The organism is Hasllibacter sp. MH4015, assembly GCF_020177575.1.
Classification (GTDB): domain Bacteria; phylum Pseudomonadota; class Alphaproteobacteria; order Rhodobacterales; family Rhodobacteraceae; genus Gymnodinialimonas.
Window position 1 is genome coordinate 2,677,220 of record NZ_JAHTBK010000001.1, and the last position, 25,203, is coordinate 2,702,422.

23 protein-coding genes and 1 tRNA gene are annotated in these 25,203 nt (G+C 63.7%); 13 read left to right on the top strand and 11 right to left on the bottom strand.

The window, feature by feature from the left end:
- Nucleotides 1–14 precede the first annotated feature (14 nt).
- Nucleotides 15–950 (top strand): glyoxylate/hydroxypyruvate reductase A, encoded by a 936-nt coding sequence (locus KUW62_RS13725; RefSeq protein WP_224816031.1) that lies wholly within the window; start codon nt 15–17, stop codon nt 948–950.
- Here the strand turns inward: KUW62_RS13725 and KUW62_RS13730 are convergent.
- Nucleotides 947–1,732, bottom strand: a complete 786-nt coding sequence (locus KUW62_RS13730) for an SseB family protein (protein WP_224816032.1) — start codon at nt 1,730–1,732, stop codon at nt 947–949. The genes KUW62_RS13725 and KUW62_RS13730 overlap by 4 nt on opposite strands.
- Complete coding sequence (locus KUW62_RS13735) at nt 1,729–2,325, bottom strand: uracil-DNA glycosylase family protein (protein ID WP_224816033.1); 597 nt, start codon at nt 2,323–2,325, stop codon at nt 1,729–1,731. Before KUW62_RS13735 ends, KUW62_RS13730 begins: the two co-directional genes overlap by 4 nt.
- Nucleotides 2,326–2,401: 76 nt before the next feature.
- Here KUW62_RS13735 and KUW62_RS13740 point away from each other — a divergent pair, with 76 nt between their 5' ends.
- The 7 genes from KUW62_RS13740 (at nt 2,402) to KUW62_RS13770 (ending at nt 8,752) form a co-directional block, all read left to right on the top strand.
- Nucleotides 2,402–2,752 (top strand): helix-turn-helix transcriptional regulator, encoded by a 351-nt coding sequence (locus tag KUW62_RS13740; protein WP_224816034.1) that lies wholly within the window; start codon nt 2,402–2,404, stop codon nt 2,750–2,752.
- Nucleotides 2,745–3,773, top strand: coding sequence for a permease (locus KUW62_RS13745; RefSeq protein ID WP_224816035.1), 1,029 nt, complete (start codon nt 2,745–2,747; stop codon nt 3,771–3,773). Before KUW62_RS13740 ends, KUW62_RS13745 begins: the two co-directional genes overlap by 8 nt.
- A 234-nt stretch (nt 3,774–4,007) precedes the next feature.
- On the top strand, nt 4,008–4,667 hold the full coding sequence (locus tag KUW62_RS13750) for an ABC transporter ATP-binding protein (protein ID WP_224816036.1): 660 nt from the start codon (nt 4,008–4,010) through the stop codon (nt 4,665–4,667).
- Nucleotides 4,645–6,399, top strand: coding sequence for a capsule biosynthesis protein (locus KUW62_RS13755; protein WP_224816037.1), 1,755 nt, complete (start codon nt 4,645–4,647; stop codon nt 6,397–6,399). Before KUW62_RS13750 ends, KUW62_RS13755 begins: the two co-directional genes overlap by 23 nt.
- Before the next feature lie 39 nt (nt 6,400–6,438).
- Nucleotides 6,439–7,272: a 3-deoxy-8-phosphooctulonate synthase gene (gene kdsA, locus KUW62_RS13760; protein ID WP_224816038.1), complete on the top strand. Its 834-nt coding sequence runs from the start codon at nt 6,439–6,441 to the stop codon at nt 7,270–7,272.
- A 10-nt stretch (nt 7,273–7,282) separates the two neighbouring features.
- Nucleotides 7,283–8,602 carry a mechanosensitive ion channel family protein gene (locus KUW62_RS13765; RefSeq protein ID WP_224816039.1) on the top strand — a complete coding sequence of 440 codons (1,320 nt, stop codon included), beginning with the start codon at nt 7,283–7,285 and terminating at the stop codon, nt 8,600–8,602.
- Between the two features lie 75 nt (nt 8,603–8,677).
- Nucleotides 8,678–8,752: transfer RNA gene (locus KUW62_RS13770), tRNA-Gln, on the top strand.
- Nucleotides 8,753–8,804: 52 nt separating this feature from the next.
- On the opposite strand, the gene KUW62_RS13775 is transcribed toward KUW62_RS13770, so the two are convergent.
- The 4 genes from KUW62_RS13775 to KUW62_RS13790 all read right to left on the bottom strand — a co-directional run bounded on the left by KUW62_RS13775 (nt 8,805) and on the right by KUW62_RS13790 (nt 13,145).
- Nucleotides 8,805–9,587: an IclR family transcriptional regulator gene (locus KUW62_RS13775; RefSeq protein WP_224816040.1), complete on the bottom strand. Its 783-nt coding sequence runs from the start codon at nt 9,585–9,587 to the stop codon at nt 8,805–8,807.
- A 13-nt stretch (nt 9,588–9,600) separates the two neighbouring features.
- Nucleotides 9,601–10,983, bottom strand: coding sequence for a TRAP transporter large permease (locus tag KUW62_RS13780; RefSeq protein ID WP_224816041.1), 1,383 nt, complete (start codon nt 10,981–10,983; stop codon nt 9,601–9,603).
- Nucleotides 10,980–11,690: a TRAP transporter small permease gene (locus tag KUW62_RS13785; RefSeq protein ID WP_224816042.1), complete on the bottom strand. Its 711-nt coding sequence runs from the start codon at nt 11,688–11,690 to the stop codon at nt 10,980–10,982. The genes KUW62_RS13780 and KUW62_RS13785 overlap by 4 nt, the downstream gene beginning before the upstream one ends.
- A gap of 222 nt (nt 11,691–11,912) precedes the next feature.
- On the bottom strand, nt 11,913–13,145 hold the full coding sequence (locus KUW62_RS13790) for a TRAP transporter substrate-binding protein (RefSeq protein ID WP_224816043.1): 1,233 nt from the start codon (nt 13,143–13,145) through the stop codon (nt 11,913–11,915).
- A 122-nt stretch (nt 13,146–13,267) separates the two neighbouring features.
- On the opposite strand from KUW62_RS13790, the gene KUW62_RS13795 reads away from it, so the two are divergent.
- Complete coding sequence (locus KUW62_RS13795; RefSeq protein ID WP_224816044.1) at nt 13,268–14,884, top strand: GMC family oxidoreductase; 1,617 nt, start codon at nt 13,268–13,270, stop codon at nt 14,882–14,884.
- Between the two features lie 20 nt (nt 14,885–14,904).
- Here the strand turns inward: KUW62_RS13795 and KUW62_RS13800 are convergent, their stop codons facing one another.
- From KUW62_RS13800 to glpD, 4 genes are all read right to left on the bottom strand, one after another.
- Nucleotides 14,905–15,744, bottom strand: coding sequence for a carbon-nitrogen hydrolase family protein (locus tag KUW62_RS13800; protein WP_224816045.1), 840 nt, complete (start codon nt 15,742–15,744; stop codon nt 14,905–14,907).
- A complete protein-coding gene (gene glpK / locus KUW62_RS13805) occupies nt 15,737–17,209 on the bottom strand; it encodes a glycerol kinase GlpK (RefSeq protein ID WP_224816046.1) in 1,473 nt (490 codons plus the stop codon). The genes KUW62_RS13800 and glpK overlap by 8 nt, the downstream gene beginning before the upstream one ends.
- Nucleotides 17,210–17,221: 12 nt before the next feature.
- Nucleotides 17,222–17,980: a DUF805 domain-containing protein gene (locus KUW62_RS13810; RefSeq protein WP_224816047.1), complete on the bottom strand. Its 759-nt coding sequence runs from the start codon at nt 17,978–17,980 to the stop codon at nt 17,222–17,224.
- A gap of 67 nt (nt 17,981–18,047) precedes the next feature.
- Entirely contained in the window at nt 18,048–19,613 is a 1,566-nt protein-coding gene (glpD, locus tag KUW62_RS13815) for a glycerol-3-phosphate dehydrogenase (RefSeq protein WP_224816048.1), read from the bottom strand.
- 91 nt (nt 19,614–19,704) lie between these two features.
- Between glpD and KUW62_RS13820 the strand changes: the two genes are divergently transcribed.
- Nucleotides 19,705–20,463 carry a DeoR/GlpR family DNA-binding transcription regulator gene (locus tag KUW62_RS13820; protein ID WP_224816049.1) on the top strand — a complete coding sequence of 253 codons (759 nt, stop codon included), beginning with the start codon at nt 19,705–19,707 and terminating at the stop codon, nt 20,461–20,463.
- Here the strand turns inward: KUW62_RS13820 and KUW62_RS13825 are convergent.
- Nucleotides 20,450–21,133, bottom strand: a complete 684-nt coding sequence (locus tag KUW62_RS13825) for an arylesterase (protein WP_370632895.1) — start codon at nt 21,131–21,133, stop codon at nt 20,450–20,452. The genes KUW62_RS13820 and KUW62_RS13825 overlap by 14 nt on opposite strands.
- Here KUW62_RS13825 and KUW62_RS13830 point away from each other — a divergent pair.
- From KUW62_RS13830 to KUW62_RS13840, 3 genes are read left to right on the top strand one after another with little or no spacing between them, the layout of a single operon-like run.
- The gene (locus tag KUW62_RS13830; RefSeq protein WP_224816050.1) at nt 21,132–21,821 is read left to right on the top strand and encodes an ABC transporter ATP-binding protein; all 690 of its coding nucleotides are present in this window, start codon (nt 21,132–21,134) and stop codon (nt 21,819–21,821) included. The genes KUW62_RS13825 and KUW62_RS13830 overlap by 2 nt on opposite strands.
- Nucleotides 21,818–24,337, top strand: coding sequence for an ABC transporter permease (locus tag KUW62_RS13835; RefSeq protein ID WP_224816051.1), 2,520 nt, complete (start codon nt 21,818–21,820; stop codon nt 24,335–24,337). The genes KUW62_RS13830 and KUW62_RS13835 overlap by 4 nt, the downstream gene beginning before the upstream one ends.
- A gap of 47 nt (nt 24,338–24,384) precedes the next feature.
- The gene (locus KUW62_RS13840; protein ID WP_224816052.1) at nt 24,385–25,188 is read left to right on the top strand and encodes a metallophosphoesterase family protein; all 804 of its coding nucleotides are present in this window, start codon (nt 24,385–24,387) and stop codon (nt 25,186–25,188) included.
- The last annotated feature ends 15 nt before the right edge of the window (nt 25,189–25,203 follow it).

Sequence of the window (25,203 nt, forward strand, 5' to 3'; positions counted from 1 at the left end):
CCAAGGAAACCCCGATGCCGAAAATTCTGTTCGCAGCCCTGCCGGAGCGATGGGCCACCTACGAGCCGCATCTGCGCCAAGCACTCGCCGATGCTGGTGTGACCGATGCCGATCTGGTGCTGGCGGCTGATCCGGCGGAGGTCGATTACATCGTCTATGCGCCCAATTCCGACGTGCAGGATTTCACCCCTTACACAAGGCTCAAGGCGGTCCTGAACCTGTGGGCGGGGGTGGAGGATGTTGCGCCGAACACCACCCTGGCCGTGCCGTTGGCCCGCATGGTCGACGAGGGGCTGACCGAAGGCATGGTCGAATGGTGCGTGGGCCATGTGCTGCGCCACCATCTCGGGATGGACGCGCATATCCACGGGCAGGACGGGGTCTGGCGCAATGGCGATGTACCGCCGCTGGCGCGGGATCGGGCTGTCGGTATCCTCGGCCTCGGCGCATTGGGGCAAGACGTTGCCAAGGCACTTGCGGCGCTGCGCTTCGATGTCGGCGGATGGGCGCGGTCGGAGAAGTCGATTGCGGGGGTGCGGACGTTTCACGGACCAGACGGGTTGGACAAGATCCTGTCGCGATCCGAAATTCTGGTCCTGCTTCTGCCCGACACGCCCGCGACGCGAAATGTTCTTAACGCCGATAGGATGGCGCGACTGCCCAGGGGGGCCGTGATCATCAACCCCGGGCGCGGGCCATTGATCGACGATGAGGCACTGATCGTCGCGCTGAATTCCGGGCAGATCGCCCATGCGACGCTTGATGTGTTCCGCGAAGAACCCCTGCCTGAGACCCACCCGTTCTGGGCCCATCCCGGCGTAACCGTCACGCCCCATATCGCGTCCGAGACACGCCCGGACACGGCCTCCCAAGTCATTGCGGAGAATATCAGGCGGGGCGAGGCCGGAGAGCCGTTCTTGCACCTCGTCGACCGGACGCTGGGGTATTAACGCAGGCGTGGCGGCCTGTCGGGGTCGCTGCCCGGCGCGGACCGCTCCGGCGGCGCCACCAGTTCCGGCAGATCAAAGCGCAATCCGACCTTGGCAAGACGTGCGCAGATCGGGTCGGCGGATTTGAAGAAACCGACATCGAGGCTGGCCGCTTCCAGCCCCGAGAAACTCAACGCCTCCCCCACCAATTGCGCCAATCCGCCCTCCGCCCCCGGAAGGTGATCGACGAAGGCCAGAAGGTGTCCGCGCCGCCCCGCATCGGTCTTGGTTGCCACGAGATACGCAAGCCGCGCCCGCCCCTCCGCCGCCGCAAGCCGCGCGTCCAGCGTCGTGAGCAGCGTGTCGGGCAATCCGTTGGGGGCAAGGATTTCGTCCGGGCGATCCTCCACCGTTTCGGGCCTGTGGGAGAGGGTTCCGGCCAGCCACGCCACCGCCTCAACCTCCAGCACCGTTTCGGCCGACGTCCCCAGGTTCACTGCCATGCCAAGCCCGGCCTCCGTCAGCATACCCGCCAAGGCCCGCCCCGACAGGGCCACGAAGGGCGCGACGTCGCCCGCGAAGGCGGACAAACGCTCCTCCCGATCAAAGGCAAGCACAAGGTCGGCGCCGTCGACCGCGAAGACCTTCGGTTTCACGCTGTCGGCGCCCGCTTCGTCCTCCAACAGCAGAAACATCTCCGTTGCGGCGAGGCGGTCGAACCAGGCCAGCCGAGCTTGCGTGTCGTCTGGGGCCGCCTCCATCGCGGCATGGGCCTGGTCGAGCGGGGTCGGATCCGATGTCATGTTGCCAGCACCTCTGCCACGCGGGCGCGGAGGGCGGGCAAAAGCTCCTCGTTGAACCACGGATTGCGTTTGAGCCACCCGGTATTGCGCCATGACGGGTGAGGCAAGGGAAAGACGTGGGGCGCATAGCTCCGCCAATTGGCGACGCGGTCCGTCACGGTCATCTTGTCGCTGAATTCCCAAGCCTGCGCGTGGCCGCCAACCAGCAGCGTCAGCGGCACGTCGCCCAGATGCGCAAGAAGCGGGGCGCGCCACGTTTCGGCGCAAATCTTGGGGGGCGGCAAGTCTGACCCCTTGGCATCGTATCCGGGGAAGCAGAACGCCATGGGTACGATCGCAACGCGCGAGAGGTCGTAGAACGTCGCCTCATCCACGCCCATCCACGCGCGCAGTCGGTCGCCGGACGGATCAGTGAACGGTTGGCCGGACTGGTGCACCCGCATCCCCGGCGCCTGTCCCGAAACAATGACGCGCGCGCCGGATCGGAACCACACCACGGGGCGAGGGTCGTGGGCGGTATTTGTCGCGGCGAACCTGTCGGCACAGATCCGGCACGCGGCGATTTCCTTGGCCAAGGTTTCAACAAACGACATGTGTGCGAGGGTAGAGGCGCGAACGGCGGAGAAAAGGGGCTTGTCCACATTTCGTCATTTCTATAATAATAGAATCATGAAACAGATTGCCCTTCCCCCTCCGGAATTGACACTCGCCGCCACGGCCTTTGCCGCGCTTGGGTCCGAGCAACGCCTTGCCATCGTTCGCCGTCTCGTGCGCGCGGGCCCCGATGGTTTGGCCATGGGCGATCTGGGGGAGGATGTGGGCGTGACCGGGTCGGTGTTGACCCATCATCTCAAGCAGCTCGTCTCTGCCGGCTTGGTGGCACAGACCCGTGATGGGCGACGTATCCTATCCCGCATCGACCACCCGGCAATCGAGGCATTGTCCGCATTCCTGATCGCTGAATGTTGTGCCGATGCGGGCGGCCACGGGGAACCGGGCGAAAGGGGCCATGATGTCTGACCAGACCCTACCCCCCCGCCTGCTGCCCGATCTGTGGCAACGCGTCGACAAGGTGGCGCTGACCGGCATCCTGATCCTGTTGGTCCTCGCCATATTTGACCGGCCTGCCGTCGTCCCGACAATTCAGGAAACGGCTGAACACTTCTGGGGCACACTTCCCTTCATCGTCTTCGCTGTTCTGGCCATCGGATACCTCAAGGCCACAGGATCCGAGCGTCTGCTCGACGGCGCGTTCAAGGGGAGGGAGACGCGGATGATCCTTATGGGAGCGCTGGTGGGCGGCCTGTCGCCCTTCTGCTCGTGCGAGGTGATCCCGTTCGTGGCAGCCCTTCTGGCCGCCGGTGCGCCCTTGTCGGCGGTGATGGCATTTTGGCTCGCCTCTCCCCTGATGGACCCGGCCATGTTCGCGATCACGGCAGGCGGGCTGGGATTCGATTTCGCGGTTGCGAAGACCATCGCTGCCGTGGGCCTTGGCGTGATGGGCGGGCTGACCGTGAAGATGTTCGCCCAAAGCCCTGTCTTCGCCGATCCGCTTCGCGCGCAACCCGCTGTGGGCGGTTGTTGCAGTGCGAAGAAGCAGACGTTGAACTGGCGGTTCTGGCAAGACGGAGAGCGGCGCACGATTTTCGGGCGCACGACGTGGGACAATTTCGTCTTCCTCGGCAAATGGCTGCTGCTTGCCTACCTGCTGCAATCACTGCTGATCGGCTATGTCCCGGCGGAGCTGATCGCGCAGGTCATCGGAGGTGACGGCGTGGGTCCGATCCTTCTGGGCGCTTTGGTGGGGGCGCCCGCCTACCTCAACGGCTATGCCGCCGTGCCGTTGGTCGCGGGTCTTCTGGAACAGGGGATGAGCGCGGGTGCCGCGATGTCCTTCGTGATCGCAGGTGGCGTCAGCTGCATCCCCGCCGCTGTGGCCGTCTGGGCGCTCGTCAAGCCGCGCGTGTTCATCGCTTATCTCGGCCTTGCCATCGTCGGCGCGATGATCGCGGGCGTGGTCTGGGGCATGATCGCGGCCTGAGTCTCGTACCCGATCGCCGGCCCCGCGCCGCAATTGTCGCGAGCCGGAAGACTATCCGCCCTTGCGTCGCGGGCGATCACATCACCCGACAGCACGCATTTGTGCGAATTTCCCCTGTAATAAAAGCGGGAAACTGGCCATAATGATGCCCTAAAGGGACGTTATGTTTCCAAAATGGTGACGCGCCGCATGTAAGAGAGCGCGCATCGGCGGGCTTATTTGGGCGGCTATGGTATGTTGGCATTTGAAGGGGTTTCCAAATCCTTCTGGACGGGCGAGCGCCGCAAGGTGATTCTCGACCGTGCGTCGTTTCGTGTCGACATCGGCTATTCCATGGGCATCCTGGCCCCGAACGGCACCGGCAAGACGACCCTTATCAAGATGATGTGCGGATTGGAAAAGCCCGATGAAGGCACGATCACGCGCAATGCCCGGATCTCCTTCCCCCTCGGTTTCATGGGCGGTGTCATCAGCAAGCTGTCGGCGATGGAGAATTGCCGCTACATCGCTCAGCTCTACGGCCTCGACCCCGATTATGTGGAGGCGTTCTGCCGCTGGGTCTGCGGGATCGAGGAATATTTCGACATGCCGATCGGCACCTATTCGTCGGGCATGCGCGGGCGGTTCAACTTCTCGCTCCTGCTGGCGCTGGAATTCGACATCTACCTGATCGACGAAGGCATGCCGGCCTCCACCGACGCGGAGTTCAACCGGCGAGCGGGCAACATCCTGGCAGAGCGGTTGAAGAATGCGACCGTGATTATCGTGTCGCACCAAGCGGCCACGTTGGAAAAATTCGCCCGCCACGCAGCGGTTCTGCGCGACGGGAAGCTCTATCAATTCGACACGCTCGAAGAGGCGAAGCAGTTATATGACTACGAGACCCAAGGCTAGGAAGTTCCGCATCCGCCGCAGCGATGCCGTGGCACCCGCCGGGGAAACCCGCCGGGCCGAAGCCGCGTCCGAGCAAGAGATTGACGTGAATGTAACGCCGCCGCCACCGCGCGCGCCCCGGGCCCCGCAGGCCACGGGAGACGATGACAATGCCCTGCCCAACGTGACGGAAGACGGGTTCGGCGCGGGCCCGTTCCCCGGATCCGCCGCCCATGCACAACAGACGGGCGCAGCCGTCGGTGACGGAGCGAGCATCGAGGAAGAATTGGCCGCGATCCGCGCCGAAGGATTGACCGGGCGGCAATTGCGCATGGCCCGTCGCGTCGCCCAGAAACAGGGGTTGCAGCCCTCTTCCGATTTCGACGCGGTGCGCCTGTTGCGCAAGCGCGGGATCGACCCGTTCGGGCAATCCAGCATGTTGGAGCTCGTGGTCAACGACCCCAATGCCGCCGCGGCCGGGACGACCGGAGCTACGGGCGCGGGTGCTGCGGCTGGCGGCGCACAATTGCCTGTCCGCGCCGCGACCGCCCAGGTGCCCGCCCCTGCCATTCCGCCGGGCGCCGTTCACACCGCCGAAAGCCGCGCGGCGGAGATCATCAACGTGCAGCGCGACATCGCACGCCGCCGCCGCCGCAAGCTGATCCAGCTGGCCACGCGGTTGGCCTGTTTCGTCCTGCTGCCCACGATGATCGTCAGCTATTACTACTACGCCGTCGCCACGCCGCTTTACGCGACCCACACGGAATTCGTGATCCAGAAGGCCGAAAGCTCCCCCGGTGGCGCCGGTGGCCTTGGTGGGCTTCTGGGCGGCACGAGCTTCGCCACGGTGCAGGAATCCGTGACCGTTCAAAGCTATCTCGAAAGCAGGGAGGCGATGCTACGGCTGGATGAGGAGCTTGATTTCAGAGGGCATTTCTCCTCCGACGCGATGGATCCGCTGAACCGCCTGGCGCCGGATGCGTCCGTCGAGCAGATGTACGACGCCTATCTGCGCAGCCTGACCATCGGTTATGACCCGACCGAGGGCCTTATCCGGATGGAAGTTCTGGCCGCGGACCCGGCAAGCAGCCAAGCGTTTTCCGAGGCGCTGATCGGCTATGCCGAAGAGCGTGTCGACCAAATGTCGTCCCGTCTGCGCGAAGACCAGATGGCAGGCGCCCGAGAGGCGTTCGAGGAGGCGGAGGTGCGATCCCAGGCTGCGCAGTTGCGCGTGCTGGAATTGCAGGAACAACGTGGCGTTTTGTCGGCAGAGGCCGAGGTGAGCCAGGTCTTCAACCAGATCGGCACGTTCGAGGCCCGCTTGGCCGATGAACGTCTGCGCCTGTTGGAAATCAATGCCTCTCCCCGCCCCAACCCCACACGGGTGGAGGTGGCCGAGGCGCAGATCGAACGGCTGGAAGCCGTCATTGCCGACCTGCGCGCCTCGCTCACGGAAGAAGACCAGGGGCAGGCGTCTCTGGCGCGCATCCAGTCTGAATTGGTGATCGCACAGGCCGATCTCGAAACCCGGCAACTCATGCTGACCGAGGCGATGCAGGCAATGGAATCCGCTCGCACCGATGCCAACCGGCAATCGCTCTATATCTCCATGGGGGTGTTCCCGATCGCGCCCGATGAGGCGGCCTATCCCAAGGCGTTTGAGAATACACTGCTTGCGCTCGTCGTCTTTTCTGGCATCTACCTGTTGATATCAATGACCGCCTCGATCCTGCGTGAACAGGTTAGCTCCTGAGACGTGGGGCCCGGGGCACGGACCCGGGAGAGAGAGCGGATGAAAACGGTTGAGGTTGGCGAGCTTGGCATAAGCAATGCCGCCCGCCTGACGGTGATCGCGGGGCCGTGTCAGCTGGAAAGCCTCGACCACGCGCGCATGATTGCCGGGGCAATGGTGCAGGCCTGCGCGGATACCGGCGCGCAATTCATCTTCAAGGGCAGCTATGACAAGGCGAACCGCACCTCCCTCGGGGGACAGCGCGGCCTGGGGATGGAGGCGGGCCTGTCGATCCTGTCTCAGATCCGGGACGAGTTCGGTTGCCCGGTCCTGACCGACGTCCATGCGCCCGACCAATGCGCCCCGGTGGCTGAGGCGGTCGACATCCTCCAAATCCCCGCATTCCTCTGCCGTCAGACCGACCTGCTGCTGGCGGCTGGCGAAACCGGGGCGGCGATCAACGTCAAGAAGGGGCAGTTTCTCGCTCCATGGGACATGGCCAACGTGGTGGGAAAGATCGAGAGCACCGGAAACACCCGGATGCTGCTGACCGAGCGGGGGGCGTCGTTCGGCTACAACGCGCTGGTGGCCGACATGCGATCCCTGCCCGAAATGGCGAAGACCGGATACCCCGTGGTGATGGACGCGACCCATGCGGTCGCACAGCCCGGCGGCCTTGGCGGATCATCGGGAGGACAGCGGGAATTCGCGCCGGTCCTGGCGCGCGCCGCCGTCGCCGTCGGCGTGGCAGGCGTGTTCCTGGAGACCCACCAGGACCCCGACAACGCACCGTCAGACGGGCCGAACATGATTAGAATGGATGAGATGCCGGACCTGATCCGCACCCTGATGGCACTTGATGCTATCGCGAAGGCCGCTCCGGTTGGTGTGTAGGGGGAACGCGATGATCCGATTAATCCTGACCGTGTGCGTCTTGCTCACGCTTGGCGGGGCGGCACTCGCCCAGACCGAAGGCACCCAGCCCGACGGCGCAATCTCCGTCGAAAGTGACCGAGCGCAGGATTTCGCGACGCGGGATCGGATCATGGCGATCCTCGGCCAACTGGATGGTTATGACGATGTGCGCGCGACCGTGTCCAACGGCATCGTGACGCTGCGCGGCACCGTCGTGGATGCCAGCCGCATCGAGGCACTCAACGAGCTTGTCGCGCGGGTCGACGGCGTGGTCGCGATCGAGAACACGGTCAGCGAAAGCACAGATGTGGTGGAGCGTCTGAACCCCGCAATCGAGCGAATGCGGGACCGGGCGGAACAATTCGTGGCGTTCTCTCCGCTGATCCTAGTCGCCTTGTCCGCTGGTGCGCTGATGATGGTCTTCGGGTTCTGGCTAGCCCGCCGCAGCTGGCCGTGGGACCGGATCGCGCCCAATGCCTTCATCGCCGATATCTATCGGCAAATCGTGCGCCTTGCCTTTGTCGTACTCGGCATCGTGCTTGCGCTTGACCTGCTGAACGCCACCGCCCTTCTGGGCACGATCCTTGGCGCTGCCGGTATCGTCGGGTTGGCCATCGGCTTCGCCGTGCGCGACACGGTTGAAAATTTCATCTCGTCGATCATGTTGTCGATCCGGCAGCCGTTCCGCCCAAAGGATCTGGTGGAGATCGAGGGCGATACCGGCCACGTGATCCGCCTCACGAGCCGCGCCACGATCCTGCTGAGCCTTGACGGGAACCACATTCGCATTCCGAATTCGACGGTCTTCAAATCCCGGATCATCAACTACACCCGCAATGACGAACGGCGATTCACGTTCACGCTCGGGGTAGAGCCTGAGGCCGACATTTCCTCAGCGCAACAAATCATCCTCTCAGCGCTCAACGAGCTGCCCTTCGTCCTTGCGGCCCCCGGCCCCGCCGTCTGGGTGGAGGGGCTTGGCGCGTCGACCATCGACATCACCGCCGCGGGCTGGATCAAGCAGCATGAGACCGGCATCGGCATGGCCAAGGGGGAGGCCATTCGCGTCGTCAAGGCGCGCCTTGAAGAGGCGGGGATTTCCCTGCCCGAGCCGACCTACCGCCTTCTGGGTGTCGGCACGTCCGACAGCGCACCCAGCGCCCCCAAACGCACGCCCGCGCCAGTCACGCCCCTTGAAGCGAAGGACGTAGGCACGGATGAGGCGGCCGCGCTGGAGACCATGATCGAGGCCGAGCGCGAAGCCCTGCCGGACGACGACCTTCTGCGCCGCGAAGCCCCGCAGGAATAGAGGAAAACCGGTGCCATAAATGCGCAGACGGGGCTTGATCCCGTCGCAATGGCGTCGTATCTCCGCTGGCACGGTTGGGGTGTAGCCAAGCGGTAAGGCATCGGTTTTTGGTACCGTGTATCGTAGGTTCGAATCCTACCACCCCAGCCAATCTTACCCATTCGAAACGGCGCGGCGGTTGGCTGACTTGCGGGCCCCGGTCTCAGGCCTCGTCGGTGGATGAGATCAGCAGGGACAATTCACTGGACGCGCTTTGCAACGCTCCAAGGAACACCATGGCGCGTTCAACGTCGAAGCGTTGGGTCGGTGCGTGGAAGGACAGGGTTGCCATGAGGCGACCGTTGGGATCGAGGATCGGGACCGCAAGGGCGATCATGTCTTCCATGAACTCCGCGCGATCCACGGCAAAGCCCTGGCGCTTGATGTCCCGCAATTCCGCCATCAGGGCATCGCGGTCGGTGATCGTGTTCTCGGTTTCTGCCTTCAGCTCCATCGCATTGAGGAACCTGAGCTGGTGGGTCCCCACGAGGGAGCTGAGGTACATCTTGCCCGACGCGGTGCAGTGGAACGGCACCCGCGTGCCTTGGGGCAATTGAATCCGCAGCGGCCATTCCGTCTCCACCCGTTCGAGGTAGAGCATCGCGTCACGATCCGGCAGCGCGATATTGCACGTCTCCCCCACTTCGCGGCTCAACCGCTGAAGGATTGCCTGACGTGCGGTCCGGATGCGTAGCGACGACATGGTCGACGCGGCCAGCACCCGCATCCGGGGACCGGGCGAATACGTCCGCCCGTCCAGATCCTTTTGCAGGAACCCCTCCTCCTCCAGCGTGGCGAAAAGCCGGTGGATCGTCGGCTTGGGAAGTTCCAGGCTGGCATTGACCTCGGTCGGTGTGACGGGGACGCCTGCCTTGGCGACCTCCTCCAGCACAAGCAGCAAGCGCAGGTTCGTGGGTATCGTCTCTTTCGGACTATCCCCGTCCATGTCCCTTACTCCATCAACCGATTTCCGGTAGCAGCATCGTCGAGAGCGACGGCACCAGCGCCACAATGATCCAGATCGTGATCAATGCGATCAGGTACGGCCACGTATAGCGCAGCAAACGGAAGTATGGCACCCCAGTTACCCCGGACGCGACATAGAGGTTGAGGCCGTAAGGCGGCGTGATGAAACCGATGGACGCGCCCACCAGGAAGATGACGGCGAATTGCACCGGCTCCACCCCGATATCGTGGGCGATGGGGGCCAGGATCGGCGCAAGGATGATCGTCACCGGCAGGGATTCCAGCACCATCCCGGAGATGAAGACGATGATCATCGCGGTGAACAACACCGCGTAATACCCGCCCATCGACGTCACAAATTCCGTCAGGAAAGCCTGCGCGCCAAGCACCGAGAGGATCTGCTGCATCACCACCGAAACGGCGATCAGCGGCGCAAGGATGCCGGTGATCTGGGCCGAGCGCATGGTGATCGACGGAAGCTCCAACGGGCCGAACCCGTTCACCACCAACATCCCGCCGAAGCTCCGCTCGTCCACCGGACGGTCTTCGCGGGTGGCAAATTCGGGATTGCGGATGGAGATGATCTTGGTAATTGCCAGGCACAGAAAGCCCACGATCACGCAGAACCCGACGGTCACGCCCGCCGCCTCGGTGGGGGAGAACTTGCCGGTGTAGATACCCCAGAGCACAAGGCCGATCGCGAAAAAGCCAAGCCACGCGCCAAGTCCGGTCTTCATCATGCGGATGATGTTGAGGTCGATGATATAGCCCCACTTGTTGCGGAAGCAGACGAGGAAGCACGCGGTCATCATGGCGAGGACCATCAAGGTGCCGGGTATGATCCCCGCAACGAACAGGTCGGAGATCGGAAGGTTCATCAAGAAGCCGTAGACGATGAAGATGATCGACGGCGGGATAATGATGCCCACCGTGCCGCCCGCCGCGGCCGTCGCGGCCGAGAAGCGTTCGTCGTAGCCACCCTTCACCATTTCCGGGTGAAGCATGGAGCCGATCGTGGCCGTCGTGGCGGAGTTCGAGCCGGAGATCGCGGCGAACAGGCCGCAGGCCCCGAGGGCTGCCATGGCAAGGCCGCCCCGAATCCACCCAAGACAGGCATAGGCGTAGTCGGTCAATCGCCTCGCGATGCCGGATCGGTTGATCAGGTCGCCGGTCAGGATGAAGAGCGGCATGGCCAAAAGCGCGAAGCCATCGGTGAACACCCGCGACAGGGCCGCGGCCATGTTGTCGAGCGGCAGACCAAGAACGAAGGACATGCCGATGACCCAGTAGCCGATCACCAGGAAGACGGGCACGCCCATCATGAACAGGAATGTCACCCCAAGCGACAGGAGCGTGATGAGGGTTCCGTCGGTCATGTGTCACCTCCGATCACGGCCTGGCTGATGATCTCCTCACCCGAGCGGTAGTTCCGCAAATCCTCGAACCAATTCTCCAGAACCCGCGCGACGAGGAAGATGAAGGAGATCGGGACAGCGAGAATGAACCACCATTGCATCAGGTCGTTTGTACCCGGCACGATCTGGAAGTTGTTGGCAGCATTGGCCACGACGCGGCTGCCGGTGACGATGACCACCCACGAAAAGCCGATCCAGAGCAGCGCATCAACCGTCAGCATCACGATCTGGCCAATGCGCGGCAGGTTCGTGCGAAACTCGCTGAAGGCCAAATGGGTGCGCAGCTTGACGTTGTAGCTGCACCCGACCCACGTCATGACCAGGAACAGGAACGGCGGCAGGGTCGTCGTCCAGGGCCAAGGCCGTAGCCAATTGGGCGTATTGGAGAAATCCATACCCAGCATCCCCGGCACGAACCGCTGGATCACCCCGAAAAAGATGATGCCCCCAATCGTCAGATAGGAAATCACCATCACGTAGCCTTCAAGGTGCCGCTCCACGAAAGGCGACAGCCGATAGAGGCCCATGATGAGGAACCCGCCGACCATCAGGATCGCCAATCCCACGACCCACGCCGCCTCATGCTCCAACGCTTCGCTGATCAGCCAGCTGTCGTTTGCGGCGAAGGCTGCAAGTATCTCTCCGATACCGCTGAATAAGTCTCCCATCGGCCCCTCCCGGCGGCTGAAAACGCATCATGTTCGGGGGTCTTTGGCGCCCCGTCTGGAACGATTTGTGGAAGGCCCGGCGTCTTCGGGCTTTTCAGAAAGCGCCCCGTTCCCGCTGCAATCGTCCGCCGTTTGAGGGGACGTGCCTTAGGGGAAAGCGGCGGCCCCACATCTGCCATGGGGCCGCCGTCAATCAGGTCAGGTTCGATCCGGCAACCCGGATCAGCCGCGCCACCAGCGGCGGGGCTCCACATTCTCGGCCAGCGTATCCTCGGGGATCTGACGCGCGATGTCGTAGATCTCCTGGTAGGTGTCGGCGCCGCCGGCCCATCCGTTGAGACGCTCGCGCCACTGGGCCCAGGGCTCGGGGTTGTACTCGGGCGAGCACATCTCGCGGGCGATCTGGATCTGATCCTCGCCAAGGCGCGCCACCCGCACGTCGTTCTCGGCAAAGATCGTGCCGGGCATCGGCGGGTCGGTGAAGCCGACGGTGTTGACCAGCGCCGCTTCGTTCGCGGCCTGCACATGCACCTGCGTGAGGTAGGACGATTCCATGATCGCGTCCTGAAGATGCCCTTCAAGGCTGTCGAACAATTCGGCGTTCATGCCGGTATGCTCGGTGCCGCAGAAGAATTTCAGGTCGACCGACTGGCTGACCACCGGGCTCATGTTGGCGTAGGCCACGGCGGAGGCCCAGGTCTCTGCACCATCCACGAGGCCCTGGCGCAGACCATCGAGCGTCTCTTCCCATGCGATGGGCGTCGGGTTGAGGTTCATCAGGTTCATAGCGATCCGGCCAAGCTGCGTGCCGGTCACGCGGTTGCGCGTTCCAAACAGCTCTTCCAGCGTTGTGACCGTCGGACGATCCGCGAAGGATGCCCCCATCTGAAGGCCCCGCAATTCCGCGTGGCTGAACAGGAATTTCACGCCATGGCGGCTTTCCAACGGCTCGCGCAGAAGGCGCATGGATTCGGGGCTGTAGAGGAAGTGATATTGGTCCGCGCGACTGCGGAACATGTAGGCATAGTCCAGAACGTTCAGATACGGCGCGGAACCGGCGGAGTTCTGGGTCGAGGCAGAGTAAAAATCCACCACGCCAAGCTGCGCCCGCTCAAGGCAATTCAACTGCCCGCAAATCTGGTTGTCGCCGATGAATTCCATGCGGATTTCGCCATCGGTCCGTTCCTCGAGGTCACGGGCGAATTCCAGCACACCGGCGCGCTCGATCAGGAGGTTACGCTGGTTGAAGCCCGCAGCACCCATCTTGAGTTCATAGCGGGCCGGGGTGCTGAGGCGACGGTCGTAGGTCGATTCAACCGCGCGTGCCAGCGTCGGCAATGTCACCGCACCTGTCAGCGTCGCCGCGCCCATCATCACCGAAGACAGGCCATAGGTGCCGGTCAATTTCATCAGGTCCCGACGCGAGATCTGATTGAGGACTTTTGAAGCCTTCATTTTTCATTACCTCCCAATAATGCGCAAAATTGATACTTGTGGTCTCAATCTTGCTCAACTTATGGTCGCATGCGCAAGGAAAAACTTCGGCGTGCCGGAAATCAGTGCAGAGGGTCCGAATTATGTCGGAAGTTTCAGCGGATTACGTAATCATCGGGGCCGGATCGGCGGGTTGCGTCCTTGCCAACCGCCTCTCCGCCGACCCTCGCAATTCCGTGATCCTCCTCGAAGCGGGCGGTCGGGATTGGAACCCATGGATCCACATCCCGGTCGGATATTTCAAGACGATCCACAACCCCACCGTGGACTGGTGCTACAAGACCGAGCCCGACCCCGGGTTGAACGGACGATCCATCGAATGGCCGCGGGGGAAAGTCCTCGGCGGCTCATCCTCGCTCAACGGGCTACTTTACGTGCGCGGGCAGCCCCAGGACTACGACCGATGGCGCCAGATGGGCAATGCGGGTTGGGGCTGGGACGACGTGCTACCCCTTTTCAAACGGGCCGAGAGAAACGAGCGTGGGGCCGACGAATTCCATGGCGACCAGGGACCGCTTTCGGTGTCAAACATGCGCATTCAGCGCCCCATCACGGATGCATGGGTCGCGGCGGCGCAATCGGCGGGATACAAGTTCAATCCCGACTACAACGGGGCCGAGCAGGAGGGGGTGGGCTATTTCCAACTGACCTCCCGCAACGGGCGGCGCTGTTCTGCGGCGGTGGCGTATCTTAAGCCGATCAAGGATCGCGATAACCTTCGGATCATCACGCATGCTCAGGTTGAACGGATTTTGCTGGACGGCACCCGGGCCGTCGGCGTGACCTACACAGATCGCGGCGGTGCGCAGCAGGTCGTGAAAGCCGGGCGGGAAATCATCCTGTCGGGCGGCGCGATCAATTCCCCGCAGCTTCTGATGCTGTCCGGGATAGGAGAGGCGCAGCAGCTGGCGGAGCATGGGATCGAGGTGATCCGCGATTGTCCCGGTGTGGGCAAGAACATGCAGGATCATCTTCAGGCGCGCCTTGTCTACAAATGCAACGAGCCGACGCTCAACGATGAAGTGTCGAGCCTGCTTGGCCAGGCGCGCATCAGTCTGAAATACCTGATGTTCCGGTCCGGTCCGATGACCATGGCGGCAAGCCTTGCCACCGGGTTCATGCGCACGCGCGACGATCTGGAAACGCCGGACATACAGTTCCACGTGCAGCCCCTGTCTGCGGAAAATCCGGGCAAGGGGGCGGACAGGTTTTCCGCATTCACCATGTCGGTCTGTCAGCTTCGCCCGGAAAGCCGCGGGGAAATCCGGCTCAACTCCGCCCGGCCCCTCGACTATCCGAAGATCATACCGAATTACCTGTCGACCGACACGGATTGCAGAACGATCGTGGCCGGTGTGAACATCGCCCGAACGATCGCGCGCCATGCGCCCCTGACCTCCAAGATCTCTGAGGAATACCGTCCGAATCCCAGCCTCGACATGGCGGATTACGATGCGACGCTGGACTGGGCGCGCAACAACACCGCCTCGATCTATCACCCTACGGGGACATGCAAAATGGGCAGCGGTCCGGACAGTGTGGTGGATGCGCGATTGCGGGTGCACGGCATTCATGGGTTGCGGGTGGCGGATTGCTCCATCATGCCGGAAATCGTGTCCGGCAATACGAATGCGCCCGCGATCATGATCGGCGAGAAGGCATCCGACATGATACTGGAGGACGCGCGCGGGGCGGCGTGATCCACATGTGCCACCGGCCTTCAGCTATGGCGCAACGGTACTTCGCGGGCATTGTCGAGCGCCGGGATCTGGGCGCGCGCGCTGGCAACGCGGGTCAGGTCGAGTTCGACCACGCGCAACTTGGGTGCGCCCGCTTCCAGATCTGCCAGCACAGTGCCCCACGGGTCGACGGCCAGCGAATGCCCGTAAGTCGTGCGCCCGTCATCGTGGTGCCCAGATTGAGCGGGCGAAATCACGAAGGACCCGGTTTCGATCGCGCGGGCGCGCATCAGGACGTGCCAATGGGCCTCTCCGGTCGGGACGGTGAACGCGGCGGGAATGAACAGCACCCGCGCACCGTGACTGGCCAAGGCATTGTACAATTTCGGGAACCGCAGATCGTAGCAAATGGAAAGGCCAAGCCCGCCCCAGGGCGTCTCGGCCACGACGGCGGCGTCACCCGGCGCAAAGGCCTTGGATTCAGTGAATACCACCTTGCCTTCGATATTCACGTCGAACAGGTGGATCTTGTCATATTCCGTGACGATATCGCCTCCGCCGTCGATCAAAGTGGAGCGGTTGAAGAAGCGCCCATCGGGCGCGCGAACCGGCGTAGACCCGGTGTGAATCCAGATGCCGTGCCGCGCGGCCAGCTCCCTGCATCCGTTGATGAACGGATCGTCGGCGGCCGCGACGACCAATGCGTCCGCGGCCTTGCGGTCGGCATTCATCATGCTTGCGACTTCTGGCAGGGCCAGCATCTCTGCACCCTGCCCTTTCGCATCGGAGACAAGCGGCGTTACCATCGCAAGGTTCTCCGCCTGCGTCCGGGCGGAGCAGAGTTGCCCGATGGCGATGCGCAGGGTGTCGCGCTTATCCATGGTCGCTCAACGTGCGGGCCACGGCATCCTTCCACCCGGCATAACGTGCCGCCCGCGTGTCCTCGTCCATCTGCGGCTCGAAGGTCTTCTCCAACGCCCATGTCGCGGCGAACCCGTCCTGATCGGGATAAATCCCCGCCCGATGCCCGGCAATCCACGCGGCACCCAGCGCCGTCGTCTCAAGCACATGGGGACGATCGACCGGCGCGCCGAGGATGTCGCTGAGAAATTGCATCGTCCAATCGGACGCGGTCATTCCGCCATCTACCCGGACATTGCCGGTCTCAGCCGCGGAATAATCGGCGAGCATCGCCTCCAACAGATCGCGGGTCTGGAAACCGACCGATTCAAGCGCCGCCCGCGCAATCTCCGCCGGGCCGGAATTTCGCGTCAGCCCGAAGATCGCACCCCGTGCGTCCGGGTCCCAATGCGGTGCGCCAAGGCCCGTGAAGGCCGGGACGAGGTAGAGCGATTGGGACGGATCGGCGGCCTCGGCCAAGGGGGCGCTTTGCGGTGCGTCGTCGATGATCTTGAGCCCGTCGCGCAGCCACTGAACCACGGCACCCGCGATGAAAATGGAGCCTTCAAGCGCATAGGTCGGTTTGCCGTCGAATTGATAGGCGATGGTCCCCAGCATCCGGTTTTGCGACGTGACCAATGTGTCGCCCGTGTTCAAAAGCGCAAAGCAGCCCGTGCCGTAGGTGGATTTCAACATACCCGGCTGGAAACAGGCCTGGCCCACGGTCGCGGCCTGCTGATCGCCCGCAACGCCGAGGATCGGGATCGCGTCGCCGAACAAGGTCGTCTCACCGAAATCCGCGCCGCTGTCGAGGACGTCGGGAAGGATCGCTTCGGGGATGTTTAGCATCGACAGGATATCGTCGTCCCAGCGCCCGTCCCTGATGTTGTAGAGCAGCGTGCGCGCGGCGTTCGTGGCGTCGGTGACGTGCCGCGCACCCTTTGTCAGCCGCCAGATCAGGAAGCTGTCGATGGTCCCGAACGCCAGTATCCCGGCCTCGGCCCGCGCGCGGACGCCGTCCACATTGTCAAGCAGCCAGGCCAGCTTGGTGCCACTGAAGTAGGGGTCAAGCAGCAGGCCGGTCTTTTCCTGCACCATCGCCTCGTGCCCGTCCGCCTTCAGGCGCGCGCAAAGCTCCGCCGTGCGGCGATCCTGCCAGACGATCGCGTTGTGAACCGGCTCCCCACTCTCCCGATCCCAAAGAACGACGGTTTCGCGTTGGTTGGTGATGCCGATCCCCGCCACCGCGCCGCCCTTGTCCAGTGCGCCCTTGCAGGTTTCCACGACCGTATCCCAGATCTCATCCGGGTCATGCTCCACCCATCCCGACGCCGGGTAATACTGCGTGAATTCCTTCTGCGCGCTCGCCTTGGGCCGCAGATCGCCATCAAAGACGATGGCTCGGCTTGATGTCGTGCCCTGGTCGATGGCGAGGATCTGGGTCATGGTGCGGCGTCCTTATCCGAAGCGGTTGGGGCCGGGCGTCCCCTTGGTGCAGAGGAAGACGATCAGCACAATCGCGTAGACCAGCACGCCGATGCCGAAGAGGCCGAAAAGGGCGATAATACCTTCGGGTTCACCGACGCCCGGATCGACCGCGATCAACGCGCCCAAAATCACCCCGAATACGACCATGGCAAGGTAGAATGCACCGATCCACCACCCCGATCGGTTCGTGTCATGCAGACGCCGGATGGCCACCGCGAGCCCGGGCAGAAACAGGATCAGGTTCGCGACGGAGTTGAGGGGCGACAACTCGACCATATTCGGGAAGACAGCCAGGTCGATGACGCTTGTCACGATGCCCACGAGCACAGTGAAAAGGACGAAGAACCAGTATTCAGATCGACTTGCCCGGCCCTGGAACGTGACGAATTTGGAAAAGCAGACAGAGATCGCCTCCCCGAAGGAGCGCGAGGGGGCGCCGACATAAAGCCCGTCCGAGCCAAGATCCCCTCCGGCGTCCGATGGCGCCGTGCGCGCGGTCATCGGCGTGGTGGCACCGGCGGGCTGTCCCTGTGCCGGCATGGGCGGCGGTGCCGTCGTCCCACCGCCGGCAGAGGCGAATTCAGACGATGCGTCGACCCAGCCGTCCAGCCCTTCGCGCCAGACAAGCGTTGTCGCCGTGATCGTGCCGTTTTCGATCAGGCGCTCCATCTCGGCTGCGTCCACGGGGCCGAACCTGTCCTGCCCGTCGGAATAATACCATTTTGTCATGCTCGGCCCTTCGTCTTGTCGTGTCTGGCCTTGATCGCCGGTTTTGCGGAGGATGGTCAAGCCACCCTTACGCCGCCCTGCCCGCCTGCGTGTCGGCCATGAACCGGTCCAACGCTGCAATCTGGTCCGCGTCGAGTTTGAGTCCGAGCTTGGATCGCCGCCAAACCACGTCCGCCGCCCGCCGGGCGTATTCTCGGTGCATGAGCCAGCGCACCTCAGCCTCCGTCAGGGTCGCGCCGAAATCCCGGCCCAGATCGTCGATTGATTTGGCAAGGCCCAGAAGGTCGCTGGCCTGCGTGCCATAGGCGCGGATCAATCGCCTGGCCCACCGATCGGACAGAAAGGGATAGGCAGATTTCAGTTCGCGGATAAGGGCATCCACCCCATCGACGGGAAAATCGCCACCGGGCAACGCCACCCCAGCCGTCCACTTACCGTTCGCTTCGGGGAAATAGCGCGCCAGCTTGTCCCACGCATCTTCGGCCAGCACCCGATACGTGGTGATCTTCCCGCCGAAGACGTTGAGCATCGGCGCGCCCTTGTCGTCGAGGGACAAGACGTAGTCGCGGGTCGCTGCCGTCGCGGATTTCGCCCCATCGTCATAGAGCGGTCGCACCCCTGAATAGGTCCAGACCACATCGTCCACGCTCAAGCTTTCCTTGAAGTATTCGTTGGCGAAAGCCAGCAGGTAATCCCGCTCTTCCGGGGTACATTCCGCCGCGCGCGGGTCGTCCAGGTGCTCGGCATCCGTGGTGCCGATCAGGGTATAATCCGTCTCGTATGGGATGGCGAAGATGATGCGACCGTCGGTGCCTTGGAAGAAATAGCATTTGTCGTGGTCGTAAAGGCGGCGCGTCACGATATGGGAGCCGCGCACGAGCCGCACGCCTTCACTGGAATTCTGCCGCGCCACGTTGCGCACGACATCAGCGACCCATGGGCCGCCGGCATTGACCAGCGCGCGGGCGTAGATCGTCTGCGGCCCCCGTTCTCCGTCGGTTTCGATCCGCCAAAGTTCTCCGTCCCGCTCCGCGCTCTTTACTTCCGTCCGCACCATGATACGCGCGCCGCGATCTTCCGCGTCGCGGGCGTTCAGGACAACGAGCCGCGAATCCTCAACCCAGCAATCGGAATATTCATACGCCTTGTTGAATTTATCGAGGAGCGGTGCGCCCTCCGCCGTGCCGTCCAGCGACACCGATTTGGTGCCGGGCAGGATCCTTCGCCCACCCAGATTGTCGTAAAGGAACAGCCCCAGCCGGATCAGCCAATTCGGCCGGCGTCCCTTCATCCACGGCATCACGGCGCCAAGGATGCGGGAGGTCGGCGTCGTATTGTCGAAGCGCATGTCCTTGCTGAGCGGAAGGACGAACCGCATCGGCCACGAGATATGGGGCATCGCGCGCAGAAGTGTTTCGCGTTCCTCCAGCGCGTGGCGGACCAGTTTGAATTCGAAATATTCCAGGTACCGCAATCCGCCGTGGAACAGCTTTGTGGACGCACTCGACGTCGCGCCTGCCAGATCACCCATTTCCGCCAGGCACACGCGCATGCCGCGACCCTGCGCATCACGTGCGATGCCGCAGCCGTTGATGCCGCCGCCAATCACAAACAGGTCGTAAGGCGCGTCCATTTCGATCCCTTTCCGGTGTCGGATCGGTCTTTTCACTCCATGTTCGCTTTGTCAATTTTCATGTTCGTTTTTTTTCGTTATACGCAGCACCATGCCCCTGAGCCCACGCCAATCCGATATTCTTGCCCTTGCCCGTGACATGGGTCGCGTGACAGTGGATGGCCTTGCCGCATCCTTTGGCGTGACGGTCCAGACAATCCGCCGCGACCTGACGGAATTGTGCGATGCCGGAGTTCTGGACCGGACCCATGGCGGCGCGGCCCTGCCGTCTGGCATCACCAATATCGGGTATGAGGATCGCCGCCGCCTGAATGCCGACGCAAAGGAGGCGATCGCGAGAGCCGCCGCCGCCCTGATCCCGGCCGGCGCGTCCCTGTTCCTCAACATCGGCACAACGACAGAGGCCGTCGCGCGCGCCCTGCGCGATACGCCGAACCTGATGGTCGTGACCAACAACATGAACGTGGCCCAGATCATGGGGGGGCATCCAAGTGCGGAAGTGATCGTCACGGGCGGTCGCCTGCGCCGCGCCGATGGCGGATTGGTGGGCGACATGGCGGTCCAGACGATCCGGCAATTCAAGGTCGACATCGCGGTGATCGGGGCCTCCGCCCTTGATCCGGAAGGCGATGTGCTCGACTTCGATCCGGACGAGGTGCGGGTCAGCCGCGCGATCTTGGGTCAGGCGCGGAGCTCCATCCTCGTGGCGGATCAGGGAAAGCTGGCGCGCGTGGCACCGGTGCGGATCGGGAACCTGTCCGACCTCGATCAATGGGTGACAGATCGCGCACCGCCCGCTGCACTGGCTCAGATATGCAGGGCGGCGAAGACATCAATCATTCTGCCGTGATCCGCGCGATCAGGTCTTCGACCCGGGGGCCAAGCGCCTCCACGATCAGGATCACACCGTTTGCGTTGGGATGGATGCCATCGGGCTGCATCAGGTCGGCAAGCGATCCGGGATCGCTGACCGGATCGCCCAAAAGACCCTCGAAAAAGCTCTCCACGTAAAGCACGTCATGTTGCTCAGCCAATTGCGGGAACATCTCGTTGAAGGCCTGCTGGTAGTCCGGCCCGTAATTGCCCGGCACCTCCATGCCAACCAACAGAACCTCCACACCATCCGCCGCCTCAAGGATACCGGACAGATTCGCGCGGGAGGATTCGGGCGGCAACCCGCGCAGGAAATCGTTGCCACCCAGCGCCACGATCATCCCATCCACATCGTCCGTCAGCGTCCATGCGACCCGCGCCAGACCGCCCGCCGTCGTATCGCCCGAGACGCCTGCATTGATGACCCGAACGTCGTAGCCCCGCTCCTGCAACCAATTCTGCAGCTGTGGCACGAACCCGTCTTCCGCCACCAATCCGTAGCCTTGAGTGAGACTGTCGCCAAGCGCCGCTATCGTGACCTCCTGCGCGTTAACCATGGCGGGCAGGCAAATCAGGACGGCCACCTTGCCCGCTTCCCGGACGGCCCCATATGCCAAGGACCAAGGTGAACGAAGGCGTTTAGACATGGATCAGGTCCTTTCCCTGACGGAGGCCAAGCTGTCGCTTGATGGAAATGCGGGCCGTGTCGACATCCTGCACGGGATCACGCTGGACGTGCAACGCGGTGAGACGCTGGCGCTGACAGGGCCGTCGGGGTCCGGCAAGTCGTCTCTCCTCATGTTGATGGGCGGGTTGGAACGCGCCACGGGCGGTCGTGTTACGGCACTTGACCATGATTTGTCCGCGATGACCGAGGATCAGTTGGCCCGGTTTCGCAGGGATCATATGGGGGTGGTGTTTCAATCCTTCCACCTGATCCCCACCATGACAGCGTTGGAGAATGTCGCGACGCCGCTGGAATTGGCGGGTACGTCGGACGCATTCGACCGCGCAGCGGCGGAGTTGGATTCCGTGGGCCTTGGTCATCGCATGGGCCATTACCCGTCCCAGATGTCCGGCGGTGAACAACAGCGCGTGGCGCTTGCCCGCGCCGCTGCGCCACGCCCCGACATCCTTCTGGCCGATGAACCAACCGGCAACCTCGACGGAACGACCGGCGCACAGATCATGGATTTGTTGATGGACTTGCGCGAAAGCCACGGGGCGACCCTGATCCTCGTGACCCATTCGCCCAGTTTGGCCGCGCGATGTGACCGGGAGGTGCGATTGCGCGACGGGTTGCTGGACACCGGATTGAGGGACGCGGCCGAATGAACGTGGCCCTGCGCATCGCGCGACGCGAATTACGCGGCGGCCTGCGCGGATTTCGCGTGTTCCTCGCCTGCCTTGCCCTCGGGGTCGCCGCCATCGCCGCGGTCGGCTCGGTTCGCGTCTCCATCGAAGAGGGTCTGGCCCGCGAGGGGGCGGTCATCCTCGGCGGCGATGCGGAGATGTCGTTCACCTATCGCTTCGCGTCAGACGAGGAGCGGGCCTTCATGGAGCGCATCGCGCAGGTCGTGTCCGAAACCGTCGATTTCCGCTCCATGGTCGTGGTCGACCGGGACGAGGTGGAACGTGGCCTGACCCAGGTCCGCGGTGTGGATGCGGCGTGGCCGATCTACGGTCAAGCCGGTCTTGACCCGCCGATGAGCATGGCCGAGGCGCTGGAATTGCGGGACCTGCCCGGCGCGGTGATGGCGCCATTGCTCGCCGACCGTCTGGCGCTTTCCGTTGGCGACACCTTCCGCCTCGGCACGCAGGAATTCGAGTTGCGCGCGATCCTCACCGAGGAACCCGACGGTGCCTCGTCCGGCTTCGGGCTGGGACCGCGCACCATTGTATCGCTGGAGGGATTGGATGGATCAGGCCTTCTGGAACCCGGCACCTTGTTCGAAAGCCAGTACCGCCTTGGGTTTGTGGACGGCGCAAACCTCGACGCTTTGCAGGCAGAGGCGCTGGCCTTTGAGGATACGGGCGCACGGTGGCGCGATGCCCGCAACGGCGCGCCGGGCGTGGCGGAATTCGTAGACCGGATCGGAGCGTTCCTTGTTTTGGTCGGCCTTGCCGGTCTGGCCGTGGGCGGCGTCGGGATTTCGTCTGCCGTGCGCGCCTATCTCGACGGGAAAATCGCCACGATCGCCACGCTGAAAACCCTGGGCGCGGAGGCGCGGGTGATCTTCACCGCCTATTTTGCGCAGGTGGGGGCCCTGACCCTCGTGGGTATCGCCCTTGGCCTGATCCTCGGCGCTGTTGCCCCGATCCTGTTCGGACCATTGATCGAGGCTCAGCTGCCCGTACCTGTGGCCATCGGCGTCTATCCCGCGCCCTTGGCCGAAGCCGCCCTTTACGGCGTGTTGACCGCATTGATCTTCACGCTCTGGCCCCTTGCTCAGACGGAACATGTCCGCGCCGCGACCTTGTTCCGGGACGCGGCGGGCGGGGTGGAGGGCTGGCCCTCCGCCGGATACATCCTTGTGACGTTTGGCGCCTTTCTGACCCTTCTGGGCGCGGCGACTTGGTTTTCAGGTACGCCGCGACTGGCCTTGGGAACGGCAGGCGGGCTGCTTCTGGCGCTTCTTCTCCTTGCGGGTGCGGCCTGGGCGATCCGTGCGGTGTCGCGCGGCCTGTCGCGCGGGCGATGGGTGCGGGGCCGGACGATCTGGCGCACCGCGCTGGGGTCCGTCGGCGGATCGGGCAAGGAGGCCGCGTCGGTCGTCCTGTCCCTCGGGCTTGGCCTGACCGTGCTGGCCGCGGTCGGTCAAATCGACACCAACCTGCGCTCCGCCATCCAGCGGGATCTGCCGGAGGTCGCGCCATCGTTCTTTTTCGTGGATATTCAGCCCGACCAACTCGCCCCGTTCCTTGCGCGGGTGGAGGGGGACGATCAGGTCAGCCGCGTGGAAACTGCCCCGATGCTGCGCGGGATCATCACGCGGATCAACGGTCAACGGGCGCAGGACGTCGCGGGCGACCACTGGGTGCTGCAAGGCGACCGGGGCGTGACCTACACGTCCACCGCCCCGCCGGAGGAAGAGATCGTCCTTGGGTCCTGGTGGCCCGACGATTACGCCGGTCCGCCCCTTGTCGCCTTCGCGGCGGAAGAGGCGTTGGAAATCGGGATTTTCGTCGGCGACACCATCACGATCAATATCCTCGGCCGCGACATAGAGGCGGAGATCGCGGCGCTCCGGGATGTGTCGTTCGAGAATGCAGGGATCGGCTTCATCGTGACCATGAACGAGGCTGCCCTTGCCGGCGCGCCGCATACCCATATCGCCACCGTGTACGCGGAGGCGGAGGCAGAGGCGCAGATCTTGCGTGACGTGGCAGGCGACGCTCCGAACATAACCGCAATCCGGGTCCGCGATGCGCTTGATCGCGTGGCGGAGGCATTGCGCGGGATCGCATCGGCCACCTCCTACGCTGCCCTGGCAACGCTTCTGACGGGTTTCATCGTCCTGATTGGGGCCGCCGCCGCGGGAGAGCGGAGCCGCGTGTTCGAGGCCGCGGTGCTGAAGACCCTTGGGGCGACACGCGGCACCATCCTGGCCAGTTTTGCCCTGCGCTCCGGCCTTCTGGGCGCGGCGGCGGGGATCGTTGCGATTGCGATGGGCGCGCTTGGCGGATGGGCGGTGATGACTTTCGTGATGGAAACAACGTACCGCTTTGAACCGCTCTCGGCCCTCGCGATTGTCCTGGGCGGGGCATTGGCCACCCTGCTGGCCGGCCTCGCCTTCGCCTGGCGTCCGCTGGCGGCGCGACCTGCGCGGGTTCTGCGCGCCCGGGAATAGGGTTTGCCCCCTTGCAAAACAGGCCTCAAACGCGCACCTCTTACACCATGTTGAGGTCAATGCGGTCCCTGCTGGGGCGTAAATCCGAGGGCCCGTCGCCTGCATCTCCGCAGGTGCCGCAGGACGTGCCGCAACCGGCGCAACCGACGTACGTGGTTGGGGATATCCACGGGCGCGCCGATCTTCTGGAACTGATGTTGGAGCTGATCGACGCCCATATCGGCGGCACGGCCGCGGAAAACCCCAAGCTTGTTTTCGTGGGCGATTACATCGACCTCGGCCCGGATTCCGCCGTGGTTTTGGCGCGGATGCAGGAGCTTCAGGAAGGCTTTCCCGACAACGTCATCTGCCTGATGGGCAATCACGAACGCATGATGCTTGATTTTCTGGACGATCCGGCGACCCGGGGCCCCCGCTGGCTGCGCGCCGGGGCGGCGGAAACATTGCAGAGTTTCGGGGTCGCCACGGCAGATCTGGAAGATGGTGCGGAGTTCGACGCTTTCCCGGCGGCCGCCAATTCCCTGCGTCGCCGAATGCCCAAGGGATGCCTGAAATGGCTGGAGAATCTGCCGCTTATCTGGTCATCGGGGAACGTGTGGGTCACCCATGCCGGGGCCGATCCGGGGCGCGATATGGAGGATCAGACCGCCCGGGTGATGCTGTGGGGGCATCCGGAATTCGACTCCGCACCACGGGGCGATGGCACTTGGGTAGTCCACGGCCACACGGAACTCGATGCGCCGCTTGCCGCCGATGGGCGGATCTCGACCGATACCGGCGCGTGGCGGACGGGGCGGCTGACAGCGTGCGCTATCCGCACAGACGGACGTCACGACTTCCTCCAGACCTGACGCAAGCGTGGGGCG